Origin of the sequence: Clostridium sp. AWRP (assembly GCF_004006395.2) — a bacterium.
GTDB lineage: Bacteria > Bacillota > Clostridia > Clostridiales > Clostridiaceae > Clostridium_B.
This window is the reverse complement of the sequence record NZ_CP029758.2, coordinates 911,988-929,981: the sequence shown is the minus strand read 5'-3', so window position 1 is coordinate 929,981 and position 17,994 is coordinate 911,988. Positions and strand designations below refer to the sequence as shown.

Annotated in this window: 13 protein-coding genes; 7 read left to right on the top strand and 6 right to left on the bottom strand. The window is 31.1% G+C overall.

Annotated elements, in window-relative coordinates; all coding sequences use genetic code 11:
- Positions 1-57: 57 nt before the first annotated feature.
- Positions 58-1,908, bottom strand: coding sequence for an LTA synthase family protein (locus DMR38_RS04155; RefSeq protein ID WP_127720131.1), 1,851 nt, complete (start codon positions 1,906-1,908; stop codon positions 58-60).
- Positions 1,909-2,087: 179 nt separating this feature from the next.
- Here DMR38_RS04155 and DMR38_RS04150 point away from each other — a divergent pair, with 179 nt between their 5' ends.
- The 3 genes from DMR38_RS04150 (at position 2,088) to nhaA (ending at position 5,444) form a co-directional block, all read left to right on the top strand.
- Positions 2,088-2,669: a hypothetical protein gene (locus tag DMR38_RS04150; RefSeq protein ID WP_127720130.1), complete on the top strand. Its 582-nt coding sequence runs from the start codon at positions 2,088-2,090 to the stop codon at positions 2,667-2,669.
- A gap of 3 nt (positions 2,670-2,672) precedes the next feature.
- Positions 2,673-4,049: a 23S rRNA (uracil(1939)-C(5))-methyltransferase RlmD gene (gene rlmD / locus DMR38_RS04145; RefSeq protein WP_127720129.1), complete on the top strand. Its 1,377-nt coding sequence runs from the start codon at positions 2,673-2,675 to the stop codon at positions 4,047-4,049.
- 198 nt (positions 4,050-4,247) lie between these two features.
- Entirely contained in the window at positions 4,248-5,444 is a 1,197-nt protein-coding gene (nhaA, locus tag DMR38_RS04140) for a Na+/H+ antiporter NhaA (RefSeq protein ID WP_127720128.1), read from the top strand.
- A gap of 186 nt (positions 5,445-5,630) precedes the next feature.
- On the opposite strand, the gene DMR38_RS04135 is transcribed toward nhaA, so the two are convergent.
- The 5 genes from DMR38_RS04135 to DMR38_RS04115 all read right to left on the bottom strand — a co-directional run bounded on the left by DMR38_RS04135 (position 5,631) and on the right by DMR38_RS04115 (position 10,968).
- Positions 5,631-6,710, bottom strand: a complete 1,080-nt coding sequence (locus tag DMR38_RS04135) for a branched-chain amino acid aminotransferase (RefSeq protein ID WP_127720127.1) — start codon at positions 6,708-6,710, stop codon at positions 5,631-5,633.
- Between the two features lie 17 nt (positions 6,711-6,727).
- Entirely contained in the window at positions 6,728-8,119 is a 1,392-nt protein-coding gene (locus DMR38_RS04130) for an APC family permease (RefSeq protein WP_127720126.1), read from the bottom strand.
- Positions 8,120-8,170: 51 nt separating this feature from the next.
- Positions 8,171-9,097: a ketopantoate reductase family protein gene (locus DMR38_RS04125; protein ID WP_127720125.1), complete on the bottom strand. Its 927-nt coding sequence runs from the start codon at positions 9,095-9,097 to the stop codon at positions 8,171-8,173.
- A gap of 43 nt (positions 9,098-9,140) precedes the next feature.
- Entirely contained in the window at positions 9,141-9,887 is a 747-nt protein-coding gene (locus tag DMR38_RS04120; RefSeq protein ID WP_127720124.1) for a cyclase family protein, read from the bottom strand.
- 241 nt (positions 9,888-10,128) lie between these two features.
- A complete protein-coding gene (locus DMR38_RS04115) occupies positions 10,129-10,968 on the bottom strand; it encodes a MerR family transcriptional regulator (RefSeq protein ID WP_175412915.1) in 840 nt (279 codons plus the stop codon).
- Positions 10,969-11,155: 187 nt separating this feature from the next.
- Between DMR38_RS04115 and DMR38_RS04110 the strand changes: the two genes are divergently transcribed.
- From DMR38_RS04110 to DMR38_RS04095, 4 genes are all read left to right on the top strand, one after another.
- Positions 11,156-13,270, top strand: a complete 2,115-nt coding sequence (locus DMR38_RS04110) for an FAD-dependent oxidoreductase (RefSeq protein ID WP_127720122.1) — start codon at positions 11,156-11,158, stop codon at positions 13,268-13,270.
- Between the two features lie 16 nt (positions 13,271-13,286).
- The gene (locus DMR38_RS04105; protein ID WP_127720121.1) at positions 13,287-13,976 is read left to right on the top strand and encodes an NADH-ubiquinone oxidoreductase-F iron-sulfur binding region domain-containing protein; all 690 of its coding nucleotides are present in this window, start codon (positions 13,287-13,289) and stop codon (positions 13,974-13,976) included.
- A gap of 48 nt (positions 13,977-14,024) precedes the next feature.
- On the top strand, positions 14,025-15,485 hold the full coding sequence (locus tag DMR38_RS04100; protein WP_127720120.1) for an FAD-dependent oxidoreductase: 1,461 nt from the start codon (positions 14,025-14,027) through the stop codon (positions 15,483-15,485).
- Positions 15,486-15,713: 228 nt separating this feature from the next.
- Positions 15,714-17,909: a cell wall-binding repeat-containing protein gene (locus tag DMR38_RS04095; protein ID WP_127720119.1), complete on the top strand. Its 2,196-nt coding sequence runs from the start codon at positions 15,714-15,716 to the stop codon at positions 17,907-17,909.
- The last annotated feature ends 85 nt before the right edge of the window (positions 17,910-17,994 follow it).

Sequence of the window (17,994 nt, the reverse complement as noted above, 5' to 3'; positions counted from 1 at the left end):
TAATTTTAGATTAATTACATTTTTATACTAGCACTTATCCAAATAAATGTAAATATATTATTTGTTCTTGTCCAAATTTAGTTTTTTAATTAAATTATGTCTCAAAATATAATCTGAATAACTCAGCTGATTCAATATGTAATCTTCTTCTTTTTCAAGTTTATCACTTTTAGAAATTTTATTTCCCGTATTTACATCATAATAAATATCATCTTGTGAAGAATAATAACAATCTTTATCTATAAAAGAACCATTCCTAAATATAACTCTTTCGCTTTCAGGATTAAAGAGATCTTTACCAAGCATTTCTTCTTCCTTAAGTTTAAATAAATTACATACCGTAGGATATATGTCCATCTGACCTCCATAAACATGGTTTACTCCTTTCACAGATTCATCAGGAAAATGAATAAGCATAGGAACCTTTTGAAGCTTCTCCCACTCTAAATCAGATTTGGAACTCATCCTTAAAAAGTTAAAAAGCTGATCTTGTTTATCTTTAGGTATTGCATAATGATCTCCATATAGTACAACTATTGAATTTTTTAAAGTACCATTTTTGTCTAGTTCATCTAAAAACATTCCAAGCTGTTCATCCGTATAATGTATTGCCTGCATATAATTCCCAATAAGACTTCCTTTATAATCTCCTACATCAAAATCCCCATATTTATTTACATCATCATAAGGAAAATGACTTGTTAGAGTTATTAGGAAAGCATAATATGGACTTTTCATATTTTTTAGCTTGTCTACAGATTGGTTAAGAAAAGACCTATCGCTTAAGCCAAGTCCTATAGACTCATTTTGTTTATAACTTTTTTCACCATAAAAAGTATCAAAGCCAAGCTTTTTATACATTATGTTTCTATTCCAAAAACTTTCCCTAAATCCGTGTAAAGCCGCAGTATAATAACCTTCATTCTTAAAATTTTTAGGCATTGCATTGTATTCATTACCAGAGTAAAGCAAATATGCTGCACCTGCTGATGCAGGATAAAGTGAATTGTTTGTCATAAATTCTGCATCAGAAGTTCCTCCAGCTGCCACCTGATAGTAAAAATTATCAAAATACTCCGAACGTCCTATCCATCTATTTAAATTGGGAGTTATCTCCTTTCCATTTACAGAAGAATTTATAACAAATCCTTGTAGTGCTTCTACCTGTATCATTATCAAGTTTTTGCCTTGTCCAATTCCGTTTAAATTTTCATGACTGGACTTGCTTTTATCTATAAAATATTCTATAGCCTGAACTTTGTCCTTAGACATAGGAGTTAACCTATTTATATTGGCAGAAACACAATTATAAATATCCAGGCAGTGATAATTTACTGTACCCAATTTTTTTGCTATATACACTTTATTATACATAGTTGTAAGAAGTCTTGGTTGTTCTTTTGATAAAGCGTAAAAGCTTTTGAAATCAATAAAAATACCTACTAAAATAAATACTAAAAACACTGATACTCTAACTTTTGTAGAAAGCCTCCTATTATGACCTACCAAATACCTATTTATAAAGGGAATTATAAATACAATATCAAAAAGATATAAAAAATCTTTAAAGTCCAGTAGGTTAGCAACACTAGATTTTACCGCATTTAATTGAAATCCGCTTATCAGAACAGATACAGATATAATATCTTTAAAATACTTATAATAGATCAAATCACTAACTATGAATATACTTATAATACAATTACATATATACAAAAATCTAGCACGACCTCTAGTTTTAAAAATGAAGGCAATAGATACCAATACAAATACTGAGGCTAAAGCTGGCATAAACGAGCTTTTAAATGAACTCATATGTTTTCCATATACTAATATTTTAAACATTACTACAGTTACAAAAAAAATTACATCTATAAAATTTGTAAAAAAAGATTTAATTTTATCCATATTACTTTCCCCCTATGGACATTTGTAATCCTAAAATTCATGAAACTAATATGTATAATTATAAAACAATATGTTAACAAAATGAAAGTATTTTTTCGTACCTATTTACATAAATGCCATAGTGTAGCATAATATATTTATTACGAAGAAGTTAAAAGAATTAGGAGGTTGTATTTTTAATGGGAGAAAAAGAAGATAACATAGAAGATAATATAGAAGAACTCTCAGTAAATGAACAAGACAAGAAACAATTTTTGGAAGAACTTAAAAATAAAAATTTAGAAGAAGAGAAAAAACTTGAAGAACTTAAAAATAAAAAATTAGAAGAACAAAAAAAGCTTGAGGAAGAAAAAGCAAGATTTGAAGAAGAACAGAAAAAGAAGGAATTAGAAGAACAAAATAAACAAGTAGAACATGTTGAAGAACATATTGTTGAAGAACATATTAATGAAAAAGTTCCAAATAAAATTGAACCTAGTGAGGATAAGTCAAATGAGAAAAAAGGAACTCTGATGCGAAATTTCAAAATTTCTTTCATAGACACAGCTGTATCAGCTGTAGTTTCAATAGCAGCTTTATATTTATTTGACTTGATATTAAGACTCATATTTGGATACTATGTTTCGGATATGAAGGGAGTATTTATTATACTATTTGTAGTAATACTAATTCTATATCCTATTATAATGAAAGGTTCCAAATTAAATAAAACATTAGGTGAAAGGTTCTCCAAAACAACATCCATAGAAAGGAAAGATTAAAAGTTGAAAAAAGGCAGCGAATATGAATTTTTCATAGAAGAACTACAATTTCCAGCTATAGGAATAGCAAAAAAAGATGATATGGACATACTTATAAAAAATACTGTTCCAGGTCAAAAGGTAAAAGCTAGAATTACAAAGAAAACAAAACACTATTTAGAAGCGAAAGTTACAGAAATACTTGAAAATGTAAATTATGCAGTAGATCCGTTTTGTCCTCATTTTAATTTATGCGGTGGATGTACCTCTCAGTTTATACCTTACGGCAAACAATTAGAACTAAAAGAAAAACAAGTTTTAGATTTATTTGAAAAGTCATCTATTTGTGACTTTGAATTTCTAGGCATAGAAAAAAGTCCTGAAAAAACTGAATATAGAAATAAGATGGAATTTTCCTTTGGTGATGAGCAAAGGGGAGGACAACTCACCCTTGGAATGCATATAAAAGGAAGATCTTTTGGCGTTGTAAATGTAGATAATTGCAGCCTGGTAGATGCAGATTTTACACTTATTTTAGATAAAGTTGTGACTTATTTCAGAGAAAAAAATTTGCCCTATTACAAAATAAAAAGCCACGAGGGATATCTAAGAAATTTAGTATTGAGAAAAGGTAGAAATACTGGAGAAATACTTATAAACATTGTGACAACTTCTCAAATACAATTTGATTTAGATGGTTTTAATAAATTATTGCAAGATCTCAACTATAAAGGCACTTTAGTTGGGATACTTCATACTGTAAACGACAATCTATCAGACATGGTAAAAGCAGATAAAGTAGAAATACTCTATGGTAGGGATTATATTATGGAAGAAATTTTAGGATTGAAATTTAAAATATCTCCTGAATCTTTCTTTCAGACTAATTCAAGGGGTACGGAAAAACTATATTCCATAATTAAAGATTTTCTTGGAGATGCTTCCTCAAAAACAGTTTTTGACTTGTACTGCGGTACGGGAACTATAGGTCAAGTTTTAGCTTCCAGTGTAAATAAAGTAGTGGGAGTAGAGCTTATAGAAAAGGCTGTTGCTTCTGCCAATGAAAATGCCGGGTTAAATAATATAAAAAACTGTAGTTTCATAGCCGGAGATGTAAAGGATATTTTAAATACTTTAGCGGATAAACCAGACATAATAATACTTGATCCACCAAGACCGGGAGTTCATCCTAAAGCATTAAAATATGTAATTGATTTTAATGCACCTGTAATAATTTACGTATCCTGTAATCCTAAAACTCTAGTTCAAGATTTAAATGTATTAATTGATGCAGGTTACAATGTAGATAAAGTAAAACTTATGGATATGTTTCCTCACACACCTCATGTTGAAACCGTGGTTAAGCTAATTAAGTACACCCAAGAGGTAAAATATAAATAACAAAAATAGGTAATTACTACAAAACTTTCAAAAAAAGAATGTTTGGAGGAAATCCATGGTGGGAAACTCGATTAGAGTGTCCCACCTTTTTTGTTGAAAATTTTTAGAAACAAAAATTTTCATAAATAATTTATGATACAATATTTTATTTAAATTAAGCTTTTAGGGTATATTTAATATTAGAAAGGAAATTAAATTATGAAAAATAAGTTTTATAATAAAATTGTTAATCCACTTATATACTTTTTTAAGAATGAGTCTTCTAGTGGTTTAATACTTTTAATTTGTGCAATAATAGCAATTATAATGGCTAATTCCAGCTTAGCTGAAGCATATGAACATATACTTCATACTTATATAACTATTGGGTACAGAGAAATTTCTATATCTATGTCAGTTCTTCACTGGATTAACGACGGACTAATGGCTATATTTTTCTTTGTAGTTGGCATGGAAATAAAACGAGAATTAATAATTGGAGAACTTAAATCTATAAAAAAGGCACTATTACCAATATGCGCTGCTATTGGAGGTATGATTGTACCAGCAGTTATTTATGTATTATTTAATTATAAAGAACCAACTATTACAGGCTGGGGAATTCCTATGGCAACAGATATTGCATTTGCTTTAGGAATACTTTCCTTAGTAGCTAAAAAATCACCTAGAGGAATTGTAGTTTTTCTTACAGCTTTAGCTATAGTTGATGACTTGGGAGCTATTATTGTAATTGCTATATTTTATACCAATCAAATTTACTGGGGAGCTTTAGTTATAGGCTTAATTACTTTTATTGTTCTTATATTATTTAATAGGTTTAATGTTAAAGCTATATCTATATATATTATTGGAGGCATTATATTATGGATTAGCTTTTTAAGGTCAGGTATACACCCAACAATTGCAGGTGTATTGCTTGGTATGTGTCTGCCTGTTGGGAAAAATATTGATGAATTCAAAACATCTACGTTACATAGGCTTGAGCATACTTTAACACCATGGTCTGCCTTTGTAATTATGCCAATATTTGCTTTAGCAAATGCAGGCGTAACTATTAACATTAATAACCTGTCAACACTTATATTGACACCTGTTAGTTTAGGGATTATATTTGGACTTTTTATTGGCAAACAGTTAGGCATATTTGGGGTCTCATATATTTTGTTAAAGTTAAAAATTGCTAAACTTCCATATAAAGTAACTATAAAACATCTGTATGGTGCAAGTATTCTTGGAGGCATTGGATTTACTATGTCATTGTTTGTATCATCTTTATCATTTGCAGATAAAACTATATTATCTGTGTCAAAAACTAGTATTATAATTTCTTCAATTTTAGCTGCAATAGTAGGTGCAATAGTGTTTAAGGTTATAGACGTTCAAATAAAAAAATAAATATAATGGAATGAATAAAATTGGAGGATGCCAGAATTAAATGTAAAAAATCAATTTTATTAAGCAAACACCTCACGTTGAAACCGTAGTTAAACTAAGTAAGTAAAACCTAAAGTGCACCTTAAATATTAGTTATCTTTCTCTAACATTTAAGGTGCACTTCATTCATAATTCTTTTCACTAAAACTATATTGTATCCACTGTTTCTATCCAACCAAAAATATCTTCATCTTCACCATATTGGATGTTTACAAGCTTATTATAAAGTTCTTCTGTTACTTTTCCTACCTTGTTATCACCAGCATAAACAGTTTCTCCTTTATAACATAAACCACCAACAGGAGCTATAACTGCTGCCGTACCTGTTCCAAATATTTCAGTAATTTCTTTATCTTTAATTTCTTTCACAACTTCATCTATTGATATATTTCTTTCTTCAACCTCATATCCTAAATGAGCTGCCAATTTTATTACAGAATCTCTAGTTATACCAGGAAGTATTGAACCTGTAAGCTTTGGTGTTACAAGCTTATTTCCATAAACGAAGAAAATGTTCATAGAACCTGCTTCTTCTATGTATTTGTTTTCTTTAGCGTCTAACCAAAGTACCTGAGAAAATCCCTCCTTCTCTGCCTTTAATCCTGCTAGAAGGCTTGCAGCATAATTTCCTCCTGTTTTTGCATCTCCAACTCCACCTACAACTGCACGAACAAGCTTGTCCTCTACATATAAGCTAACAGTATTGAAACCACTGCTAAAATATGCTCCAACAGCAGTTATAAAAATGCAAAAATTATATTCTGGTGAAGGATGAACACCTAAAGCCACTCCTGTTCCCATGAGCGTAGGCCTTATATAAAGAGATGTGCCCTTTTCCTTTGGAAGCCACCTTTTATCTATTTTAACAAGTTCCTTTACCGCTTCTACAAAAACATCCTCTGGAACTGGTGTCATACACAGTCTTTCAGCAGACTTATACATTCTTTTAGCATTATCAAATGGTCTAAATAAAAGCACTCTTCCATCTTCTGAATAATACGCCTTCATTCCTTCAAAAACTTCTTGAGAATATTGTATTACCACTGATGCAGGATCAAAGGACATTGGCTCATATTTTTTAAGTTCCCCCTTTTCCCATCCCTTTTCCTTAGTCCATTTCATAGTAAACATATAATCTGTATAAATCTTACCAAATCCCAAACTATCATAATCTTTATACATTAGTTTTAATTCATTATCTGGAATTTTCTTTGTCAAAAAATCCATTATACTCACTCCTATCACTATATCGCATTTTCTTCATATAAATCTTCATGTAATAACTCTTCATGATTTTTTCTATAAATTTGACTAAACACAAATCCTACAATTGTCCATCCTAGTACTATATAAGGGAAGAGGTTTGCCGGATAGCTTGGTACAGGATAAATATTAGAATAGAAAGCAAAAGCAAGTCCAAGTAATCCTACTGTGGGAAGTATCAAATTATGAATCTTCCATACATTTTTAGCTTTAAAATATATTATAGCTCCAAGACATGTTAGTAAATAAGATATTAGTAAAGCTAATGCACCAATTGTCCCTAAATATCCAAAAGTAGTTATTCCATCATTTTTAAACATTAAACAAATTATAACTACTGCTGCTACTAACATTACATTAAGTGCTATATAAGGCGTGCTGTGCTTATGATGCACTTTTGTAAATATATTTGGGACATTACCATCTCTGCTCATTGTAAAAAGAATTCTTGCACCTGCTGTTAACGCACCTAATGCTGATGAAAAAGCCGATAAGCTTGCTCCAAATGTTAACACTATAGCAAATGATTTTCCTATATACTTTTGGGATAAATCTACAGTAGTTGAAGAAGACTTTGTAAGAGCCTCTAATCCGCCTTTAGTAATTCCAAATCCTATAACTTGAGCATAGCTTACAAAAATAAAGAACAATCCAGTTACTATAACCGTACTTGCAAGAGCAAAAGGTATTACTTTTTTAGGATTTTTACTTTCCTCTCCTAAACTTGATGCTCCTTCAAAACCACCAAAACATAAAAGTGCAACAACTCCAGCACTACCTATACTTCCAATGCTATTTCCATTAAGTTTAAAAGGCGCCAAGCTTAAGCCTGTAGTCATAGCAGTTTTTGCAATTATTACAACAGAAAGCACAAGTATCATTAATATTGTTATGCCTTCAAATGCTAACATTACCCTTGTACTTATTGCTACTTCGTTAATTGAAATGTACCACATAGTAATGCCACATATTATTGCAACTGGTATCCATGGGAGGTTAACTCCGCTAACTTGATTTATAAATTCTGTAAAAAGTCCAGAAAAGGCACAGCAGCATCCAGTAAAGAACATAAAATATGCCAAAAGTAGTATCCATCCCGAAGCTGTTCCTGCTTTCTTACCCAAGGATTTTTGAACAAAAGTATAAACAGAACCTGCAGTTGAAATATACTGATTAAATTTTACAAAAGCTATAGCTACACATCCTATCACAAGTGTGCTTACAAAAAACACCAATCCAGTTGAATATGAGGCAATACTAGCCATTAAAGTTACATTCATAGACATAGCAAAGGTTGGCGCTATAATAGCAACAGATAGTGCTACTACCTCAAGATAATTCAATTGGTTTTTCTTTAATTCATTCTTAGCCAATGCAATTCCTCCCTTAAATTTAATATCTTAATTACTTAACACTTGATTTCATTAATACAAGGATTCTGTAACCTTAATAATATTGGTAAGTGTACTATTTATAGGTGTTAAAACATTGTACTTTTTGCCAAGCTCTACTACTGTCCCACCAAAAATCTCAATCTCTGTTTTTCTCTTAGCCAGCATATCCTGGCACATTGAAGTTTTTCCCTCAGGTGACAGTTTATTTAAAACCTTCACCCAGTCTTCTATATCTTCTTCTGTAAGATTAACTCCTGCCTTTTGAGATACTAAAATAACTTCTTCCATAGCATTTCTCATTATATTTATGGCAGCTTGTTCTCTTTGAAATACACCATAATTTGCCTTTAAAACAGCTGAGGTTTGGTTAATGCCTACATTAACCATGAATTTCCACCACAATGATCTAAGCATATCCTTTGGAATCTTGTTTTCAATTTTAGACTTATTGAAAAATTTTTTAAGGGTTTTTACCTTATCCGTTAATGTATCATTTCTTTCTTCACCAAAATCTATATATCCAATATTTTTAAAGTTTACATTTTGATGCCCTTCCCTCACAGCATCTATTCCTGCTGATATTGAATAAAGCACTTTATTTTTTCCATAAACTTCTCCAAGTATCTCTTCACTGGTAATTCCATTTAACAGAGATATTATAATGGTATTATCACCTACATGATTTTTAATCTGAGTAACTGCTTCTTTTAATTGATTATACTTTACCGCAACTATTATTAAATCTGCAGCCTCACATTTTTCATCTGGTTCTGCAACATCATAAAAGTATTTCTCTCCATTTATTACAAAGCCACCTTTCCTATACCTCTCAGCTCTTTTTCCTTCGGCAATTATCTTTACGTTAATATCTTGTATATTTTTAAAAATTTGGCTTGAATAAGCACATCCCATTGCACCCATTCCAATTATAGATACATTTTTTATTTCTCTAATCATTACAATAGGAACCCCTTTTATTTATTTATTTGAAAATGCCTTATTACTCATTAACTATTGCAAAAGCACGTACTGGAAATCCTGGAGCATTTTTAGCCTTTGGAACCACACAGAAAATTATTGATCCTACTGGCGGAACCTTATCCAAATTTGTCATTACTTCGATTTGATATTTATCTTGATTTAATATATAATTTTCACCTTTAAAACCATATTCAACTTGTCTTATTGGAGCATCTGTATCAAATGGTTCATGTCCACTTGCTGCTATCTTTCGTGTTTCATACAAAAACTCCAATGTTTCATATGCCCATCCTGGATAATGAAGATTTCCTTCACTGTCTGCATTTGAACATTTTTCTTGATCTGGCCAATTTTTACCCCAATCCGTTCTCATTGCCACAAAAGAACCTTCTGGAATAATGCCGTACTCAGCTTCAAATGCAAGCAAATCTTCAAGCGTAAGTTCATAATCAGAATTTTCTTTAAATTTTTCTGAACAATCAATAACTACAAGAGGAAGAACCATTTCTTTAAGTTCTATATCCTCAATAAGTCTTTTACCTTCTGCAAAGTGTCCTGGGGCATCCATATGTGTTCCATACTGTCCTGGAAAAGTATATTGATTGACAAATATACCATCCTTCTCAATTGTAAAAAGAGTTTCAATTTTTTCAGCCTTAAAGCCAGACCACTTTGGCGTATCTGAACCAAAGGCATGTGTTAAATCAACCCATTTGCATTTTTTTAAATCAATTAATGTTTTCCATAAATCTACATTTATTGTCATTTTTCATCTCTCCTTTGCATTTTTATTCATATTTTGTAAAATATTCACGAATCGTAAATCTTTATTATAATATATATCCATTTATCAAAATAGTCAATACTTTTTTGATAAATTATCACTATTAGCTTATATAAATTTTGCTATTATTAAAAAATGCATAGTTACATTGATAATCAGCAAATGTAACTATGCGTTATAAATTAATATATATCACTATATTTTATATAATTTTTTAGACATACTAAAATGATACTGAATTGATTCCAAGTTCCAGCACTTGTATTTCCATTTCATACTCATATTTGGTTTTTGCCCTTAAATCAAAACGTTCAAAAATCTGTATAGCCGTATCAGATAAATTAATTCCATTATTGCTTGCAAATTTAATAAGTTCATATATAACCTGACAGGAAAGTTTCTCCGAATATCTAAATTTACAACATAAATAGCGACCTTCAGGTAAAATGACATATTCTATATTTTTAAGACGTTTATCTGTAAAGTATCCAATCTGTGATACTAGTAAATCATGGGTCTCAGGTTTATAATCTTTTTTCTTGTATATATAGCACATTGTATTTCCTTCGGCTGAAATAGCACTTTCAAATAAGTCTTCATTTCTTCTACAATATAAATCGATATCATAAATTGAAACATTGACATTTTTAACTGCAACATGGCGTGACATAAGATATTGCTCATATATTTTCAAATCCATAGCACTGTTATCTCTATTTTTAAGGTTATTAATTGCCTCTGTAATAACTTCATTTGAATATTGCAGTTCTTGAATCTTTTTCTCAACAGATACTTTATGCTTAGATAAACACTCTAGAAGGATTTCATAATCATCAGAAGAATTCAACATAAATTTAATCTCTTCTAACGATACTTTTAAACCTTTATTCATATAGCGAATCAAATCAATATAAAAAAACTGATCATAAGCATAGTAACGATAATGTGTATTTTCATCAATACGAAAAGGTTTTAATATACCCATTGAATCATAAAGACGTAATGCTTTAATAGGTATACTCATTAGCCTAGATACTTCACCCGTAGTATATAAATCTTTCAATTCAGATACCTCCCCTGAAAGCAAATTCATCTAATCTTTATTATATAATGCTTTATTTCCTTAATCAAACCATTTAAAAAATATATAAAAAGCTATTGACTCTTCCCCTGGGGCAGACTATATAGTTTAATTGTTAAAACAATAACTTAACAACTTGATGAAATATAATGAAAATGGAGTGAAAACTATGAACACAGTATCAATTACAATTGATGATTATACGTTACAAGTGGATTCAGAAAAAAGTATTCTAAGTGCATCACTGGAAGCAGACATATACATTCCTCATTTATGTCATCATCCAGATCTACCTGACATTGGTGCATGTAGATTGTGTGTTGTTGAAATTGAAGGATGTAACGAAATAAAAACAGCATGTACTACTAAGGTAGAAGACGGAATGATAATACACACAAAAACAGAAAAATTAAATGCAATGAGAAGATTATCAATGGAATTAATGTTAGCCAATCATGTTGACGATTGTACTACTTGTCCTAAATATCTAAAATGTGAATTACAATCATTAATTCAATATTTGGGAGTAAGTACTTCTCGTCTAAGAAGAACACTAAACAGTGTACCTGTAAACACATCTAATCCGCTTATTGTAAGAGATCTAAATAGATGTATATCCTGTGGACGATGCGTAAGAATGTGTAAAGAGGTTCGAGGAGTAAACGTTCTTAACTATGAAATAATGGAAGATGATAGAATCATGGTTGATATTCGCAACCATAATTCTTTAAAAGAAGAAAACTGCCGCTTCTGTGGAGCTTGCGTAGAAGTATGTCCTACAGGTGCACTTCAGGACAAAGAAGGAGTATTCAAGAAAAATTTAAATCGTGAACTAAATCTTATCCCGTGTAAAGCAGAATGCCCAGCAAATATTGATGTTCCAAAATATATTCGATACATTAGAGAAGGAAAATATCAGGATGCTATTGCAGTTATTCGTGAAAAAGCACCTTTTCCACATTCATTAGGGTATGTGTGCATGGCATTTTGCGAAAGTTCCTGTAGAAGAAAAGAAATCAATAAAGCTTTATCAATTAGAGAATTAAAAAGATTTGCAGCAGAGCATGATGAAGGTCTATGGCGTGATAAAGTTACCTTTAAGCCTAAAACTAATAAAAAGATTGCAGTTGTAGGCAGCGGACCAGCAGGTTTAACAGCAGCATACTATTTATCAAAGTGCGGACATGAAGTTACAGTATTTGAAAAATTACCAGCAGCTGGAGGAATGATGACATCTGCTATTCCAGAATATCGTCTTCCAAGAAAAGCCGTTCAGGATGAAATTGCAGAAATAGAACGTGCAGGCGTTACTATATTGCCTAATACAAAAGTAACTTCACTTGAAAATTTAAAAAGTAAAGGTTTTGATAAGATTTTATTGGCAATAGGAACAGGAAAAGGTGTCCGATTACCAATTCCAGGAGCTAACTATAAAAATGTATACGAAAATATAGAATTTTTACAAAGCGTTTCTCTTAAAAGACCATTAACTGTAGGAGAAAAAGTAGTAGTTTTAGGCGGTGGAAATGTAGCATTTGATTGTGCAAGAGTAGCAAAAAGGTTAGGAGCAAAGGATATTACAATAGCTTGTTTAGAGAATAGAGAAGCTATGACTGCAAGCGATGATGAAATACAACAAGGATCAGAAGAAGGAATTAAAATTCTTAATTCTAGGACATTTATTTCCATCGAAGGCAGCTGCAATATTACTGCAGGAGTAAAGTGCCAGGAAGTAGCATCCTTTAGTTTCGATGAAAATAAAAGATTGAAGCTTGAAATAGCACCTGATTCAGAACATATAATACCCGCAGATACAGTTATTTTTGCTGCAGGTCAAAGACCAGAAATACCAGAAGAATGGAATATAGCTACTGGACGTGGAAATTCAATTGTTACTGAAGATGGAATGAAAATCAGTGATAGTAATATGTATGCAGTTGGCGATGCAGTATATGGAACAAATTCCATAATTAGAGCAATAGCAGCTGGACGTAAAGTTGCATCTGCTATAGATATTGAACTAGGTGGAGACGGCGTAATTGAAGATAAATTAACAGAAGATATTGTTCCTAATCCTTATATAGGTAAAGACGAAAATTTCTTATCCATAGAAAGAGCAAAAAATGAATGTGAAAATGTCCAAAGTCGTATTAAAAATTTCAAGGAAGTAAATCATTGTTTAAGTGAAACTTCAGCTTGTAAGGAATCAAATAGATGTTTACAATGCGATTTACGTACACAAATTAGGAAGCCAAAATTATGGGCTCAGTATAAAGTTAAATAGAAAGGAGTGGAAAAGTATGGCATTAATGCAAAGAAAGTTGTGGAAACAGGCATCTTTAGAAGAAATAAAAAATTTTATAATTGAAGAATATAAAAAACAGTCAAAAAATCCATGTTCTGTTGATAAAATGAGAGTATTTACTGATAGTACAAGACGTACAAGCTGTGGAGAATGTGTAATCTGTCGAGAAGGAATATTACAACTTAATGTAATAACAGAAGCAATTTCTCAAGGTAAGGGTCGTGATGAAGACATTGAAATCATAACTGAAATATCAGACGATTTAATCCTAGGATCATGCTGTGACTATGGTAAGGAAGTTGGAAAAATTACTAAGAAAATAATTGAAGAAAGCAAAGAAGAATTTGAGAAGCATATAAAAAGAAAAAGATGTGATGCTTTAGTATGTAAGAAATTTTTCAGTTATTATGTTGCACCAGAAAAATGCAGCGGCTGTAATAAGTGTGTAGAAAAATGCCCTCAAAAAGCAATTGCTGGAGATAAGAATTTGATTCATGTAATAAATTCAGATATTTGCGATAAATGTGGAAAATGTACAGTAATATGTGAAAAAGCAGCAATTCAAAAGGCAGGCACAGTTGTACCTAAGCTTCCACAAGAACCAGTACCAGTTGGAAGTTTTAAGGCTGAACCACAAAATGGTGGAGGATTAATGGCTGGCAGAAGAAGACGCAGAAGAAGCTAATAATACAAATTTCATATATCAATAATATTATTAAAGGAGGAAAAAGTAATGAGAGAATTTGAAACAGATGTTGTTGTTGTTGGAGGAGGAGCATCAGGGCTTGCTGCAGCAGTTACCGCTGCTGAAAATGGTGCAAAAGTAATGGTGCTTGAAAAAGCTAATACTACAGGTGGATGTGCTAATATGGCAATGGGTCCTCTAGGTGTTGAAACAAGAATGCAAAGAGAAAGGCTCATAGATATATCTGTGGATAGAGCATTTAATAAGTTCATGGAATATTCTCACTGGAGATCAGATGCAAGATTGATAAGAAGATATTTAGAGCAGTCAGCAGGAACTATTGAATGGTTAGAAAATATGGGAGTAGAATTCGCATTACCTTCAAAATATTTTCCAGCTTCAGAAGCAACCTGGCATATTGTCAAACCTAAAACCGGAAAACCAGGACTCCGTGCAGCTGCTACTATGATTAAAATTATGACAGAAAGAGCAGAAGAATTAGGCGTTAAAATATTATTAGAAACACCTGTAAAGAGTATTATTAAAGATCAAGGAGAAGTAATTGGCGTAACAGCTAGTGATAAAGATGGTGAATTAGAAGTATATGCTGGAGCAGTTATAATTGGTACAGGCGGATTTGGTGATAATCCAGATTTTATTAAAAAATATGTTGGACTTGAATGGGGAAAAGATTTGTTCTCATATAGAATTCCTGGATTAACTGGAGATGGAATCCAAATGGCTTGGGATGCTGGTGCTTCAAAAGATTTTATGACTATGGAAATGGTATTCTTTGCTCCTAACACTGGTGGATATGCTCCTATAGAGTTACCTTTCCGTCAACCTAACCTTTTAGTTAACTTGGATGGTGAAAGATTTATAAATGAAGAAGTTATAGAAAATCCTGTATTTACCGCAAATGCTATCGAAAAACAAAAAAAGAAAGTTGCATATTCTATAATAGATGAAGAGCTAATCAAACATTATGAAGAAAAAGGATTAGATCTTATAAATGTAGTTACTTCTAGTATGGATATGAGTTATTTTAGACAAGAAGAAGAAGAAGCAAAGAAAAATGGAAGTGATGTATTATTTATTGCTGATTCTATAGAAGAGTTAGCTGAAAAAACAGGCATTGATGCAGAAAATTTAAAAAATACCATTGATACTTATAATTCCTATTGTGATTCAAAAGATGAGTTATTCCATAAAAATCCTAAATACTTATTACCAATCAAAGGCCCTAAATATTATGCATTAAAACTTGGTTTAAGTGCATATGGAAGTGCTGGCGGTATAAAAATAAACTATAATACTGAAGTTCTTAATGATGATTTAAATGTTATAAAGGGACTTTATGCTGCTGGAACTGATGCTAATTCACTATATAATCCTGATTATGCTTTCGTACTACCTGGAAATTCCCTAGGTTTTGCTTTAAACAGCGGAAGAATAGCAGGGGCTAGTGCTGTTGAATATATTAAAGCAAATCTTGTGGAAGAACAATAAACTTCATATAAAATATGCATATTTAACCTGTAATCCAAATTTATGAGCGAATAATGTCCGCCTATTGCCAGTTAAGGCTTAGTGTGATGTTATTCGCATTTTTTGCTACTTATTAAAATTAACGGCACTAATCTTGTTATTGTTGATTATATAATAATATAATGATATCATTTATATGGACTTCAGTTACGTTTTCTAGTAAAGATCTTACTAAATCGGAGGAAATTTATGTTATCTAAAAAAGCTATAACTACTTTAATAATTTCTACAGCACTAATATTTTCAAAAACTACTGTAATCAATGCTCAGTCTCAAAGTCCAACTATAACAAGATTATCTGGCCCGAACAGATACTCAACTAATATGAAAATAGCTGACTATGGCTGGAGTGGTCACTCTGATTGTGCGATTATTGTTTCAGGTGAAAATTTTCCAGATGCAATTTGTGCGGCACCTTTAAGTATCAAGTACAATGCACCTTTATTAATGACATATGGAAACACTTTAAGTCCTGAAATACAATATAAATTGACAAGCCTAGGTGTTAAAAACATATTTTTAATAGGTGGGACAGGTGCTGTTTCAAATGAAATAGAAAATGAATTAACACAAAAAAATTTGAATGTAAAAAGATTAGGTGGAGCTACGAGAATTGAAACTTCTATTGAAATTGCAAAAGAAATCGGCGGTAATCAATTATTTGTTGTTTCATCAGAAAGTTTTGCAGATGCATTATCCATTTCATCCTATGCTTCAAGTAAAGCCGAACCTATTGTTTTAACTCCTAAAAGTGGTGTTCCTGATGTACTTAAGGACTATGTAAATACTTTAAAGCCTTCAAAAACCTATGTGATTGGTGGACAAGGTGTTATTCCTGACGATACAGCTTCTTACTTTGGCGATTATGAAAGACTAAGTGGTCAAACTAGATATGATACAAATGCAAATGTAATTAAAGAATTTTATAATCTTTCAAAAGCACAAAAAATATATGTAGCAGCAGGAATAAATTATCCAGATGGACTATCTATTTCTCCTCTAGCTGCCAAGAATAACTCACCCGTAGTACTCGTAAATGACAATATGTCTTTCGACCAGATTAGAATGGTTAGAAGTAACAAGACTACACTAAAAGAATGTGTAGTAGTAGGCGGAGAAGATGTTACTCCAAACTATCTATTAAATAGATTTTTTACAGATTCACAAAATATTACGCCTAATGACTTCATAGATTCTTATAATAAGCAAGCTTCTTCTGATGAACTAGCTGCTTTTAAGAATATAGTTTTAGGTATTTCATTATATCCTAACGATTATAATTTAAAGATGGCTTTTGACCATGACGCATATAATTTATTAGATACTGCAGTAAACATTCATAATCAGGGAAATTATGATTCAGCTTTAAACATCTATAATTATTTACTTCAATTACCAGTTCCTCAAAATATTAAAATTAATGCTACTATATATAAAAATGTTGCATTGTCAAAAAATCCAATAGCAAGTAAGTATGTTTATAAAGAAAGTTCTAAAGCAATAGTTCAAAATGCTGTTGAAGTATATAAGAATTTTAATTTTAATTTTGATAATCTTGTTAAATATGAAGCTATGTCAAAGTATATAAATTCTATAAGCACCAATTTATTAACATTTGATAACAATGGAATTCCAATGGTTAATTATAGAGAATGTGGAAATCAATATAATTTTGCTACCATATGTCAATATGCACTTTATCTGCATACAAAATATTTAGATGGGGATACTTCTGTATTAAACCAATTCATAAAATGTGCTGATTTTCTCATAGATCACATGGATACTGATGGAAGTTTCAGATATGAATTTCCTTACTATTCATATGAATCACTTGGAGTTGGTTGGACATCTAGTATGACTCAGGGACAGGCTTTAAGTGTCTTTTCCCGTGCTTATGAAATAACACAAAATCAGAAATATATAACAGCAGGAAATAAGACATTTAACTATTTAATAACACCGATAAGTCATGGTGGAGTTATGGATACTCTTGGAAGTTTTGAACCTAGATTTAAAAACGATATTTTTTTTGAAGAATATATAAATACAATACCTACCTATACCCTAAATGGATTTATGTTTACATTACTTGGTATATATGATTGGTCCCAGCTTTCAAAAACAGTCCCTGCCATCAGTAGTGATGAAACAAATTATTACTTCAATGAAGGCATTAAAACCTTGAAAATAGTATTACCTTATTATGATATAGGTGGTTTCACCAGTTATGATTTAAGCCATCTAATGACATCTAGGGATGCTAATCCTGCTTTAGATTATCACAAAATTCATATAGATTTACTAGAAGCAATTTACTCTATAACAAGTGATAATTACTTTATGAATATTAGAAATCAATGGGTTAACTACATTAAACATTAATTCACAATGCACTATGCACAATTCACAATTAAGGATAATTTTCTTCCGTTAAAACTTCAGAGAATCTAAAATATAGCACTATTGA

Excerpts from the sequence above, each read along its gene's own strand:
- DMR38_RS04095 (WP_127720119.1), top strand. The coding sequence starts at position 15,714 with ATGTTATCTAAAAAAGCTATAACTACTTTAATAATTTCTACAGCACTA.
- DMR38_RS04135 (WP_127720127.1), bottom strand. The coding sequence starts at position 6,710 with ATGGATTTTTTGACAAAGAAAATTCCAGATAATGAATTAAAACTAATG.
- DMR38_RS04105 (WP_127720121.1), top strand. The coding sequence starts at position 13,287 with ATGGCATTAATGCAAAGAAAGTTGTGGAAACAGGCATCTTTAGAAGAA.
- nhaA (WP_127720128.1), top strand. The coding sequence starts at position 4,248 with ATGAAAAATAAGTTTTATAATAAAATTGTTAATCCACTTATATACTTT.
- DMR38_RS04120 (WP_127720124.1), bottom strand. The coding sequence starts at position 9,887 with ATGACAATAAATGTAGATTTATGGAAAACATTAATTGATTTAAAAAAA.
- DMR38_RS04150 (WP_127720130.1), top strand. The coding sequence starts at position 2,088 with ATGGGAGAAAAAGAAGATAACATAGAAGATAATATAGAAGAACTCTCA.
- DMR38_RS04155 (WP_127720131.1), bottom strand. The coding sequence starts at position 1,908 with ATGGATAAAATTAAATCTTTTTTTACAAATTTTATAGATGTAATTTTT.
- DMR38_RS04100 (WP_127720120.1), top strand. The coding sequence starts at position 14,025 with ATGAGAGAATTTGAAACAGATGTTGTTGTTGTTGGAGGAGGAGCATCA.
- DMR38_RS04125 (WP_127720125.1), bottom strand. The coding sequence starts at position 9,097 with ATGATTAGAGAAATAAAAAATGTATCTATAATTGGAATGGGTGCAATG.
- DMR38_RS04110 (WP_127720122.1), top strand. The coding sequence starts at position 11,156 with ATGAACACAGTATCAATTACAATTGATGATTATACGTTACAAGTGGAT.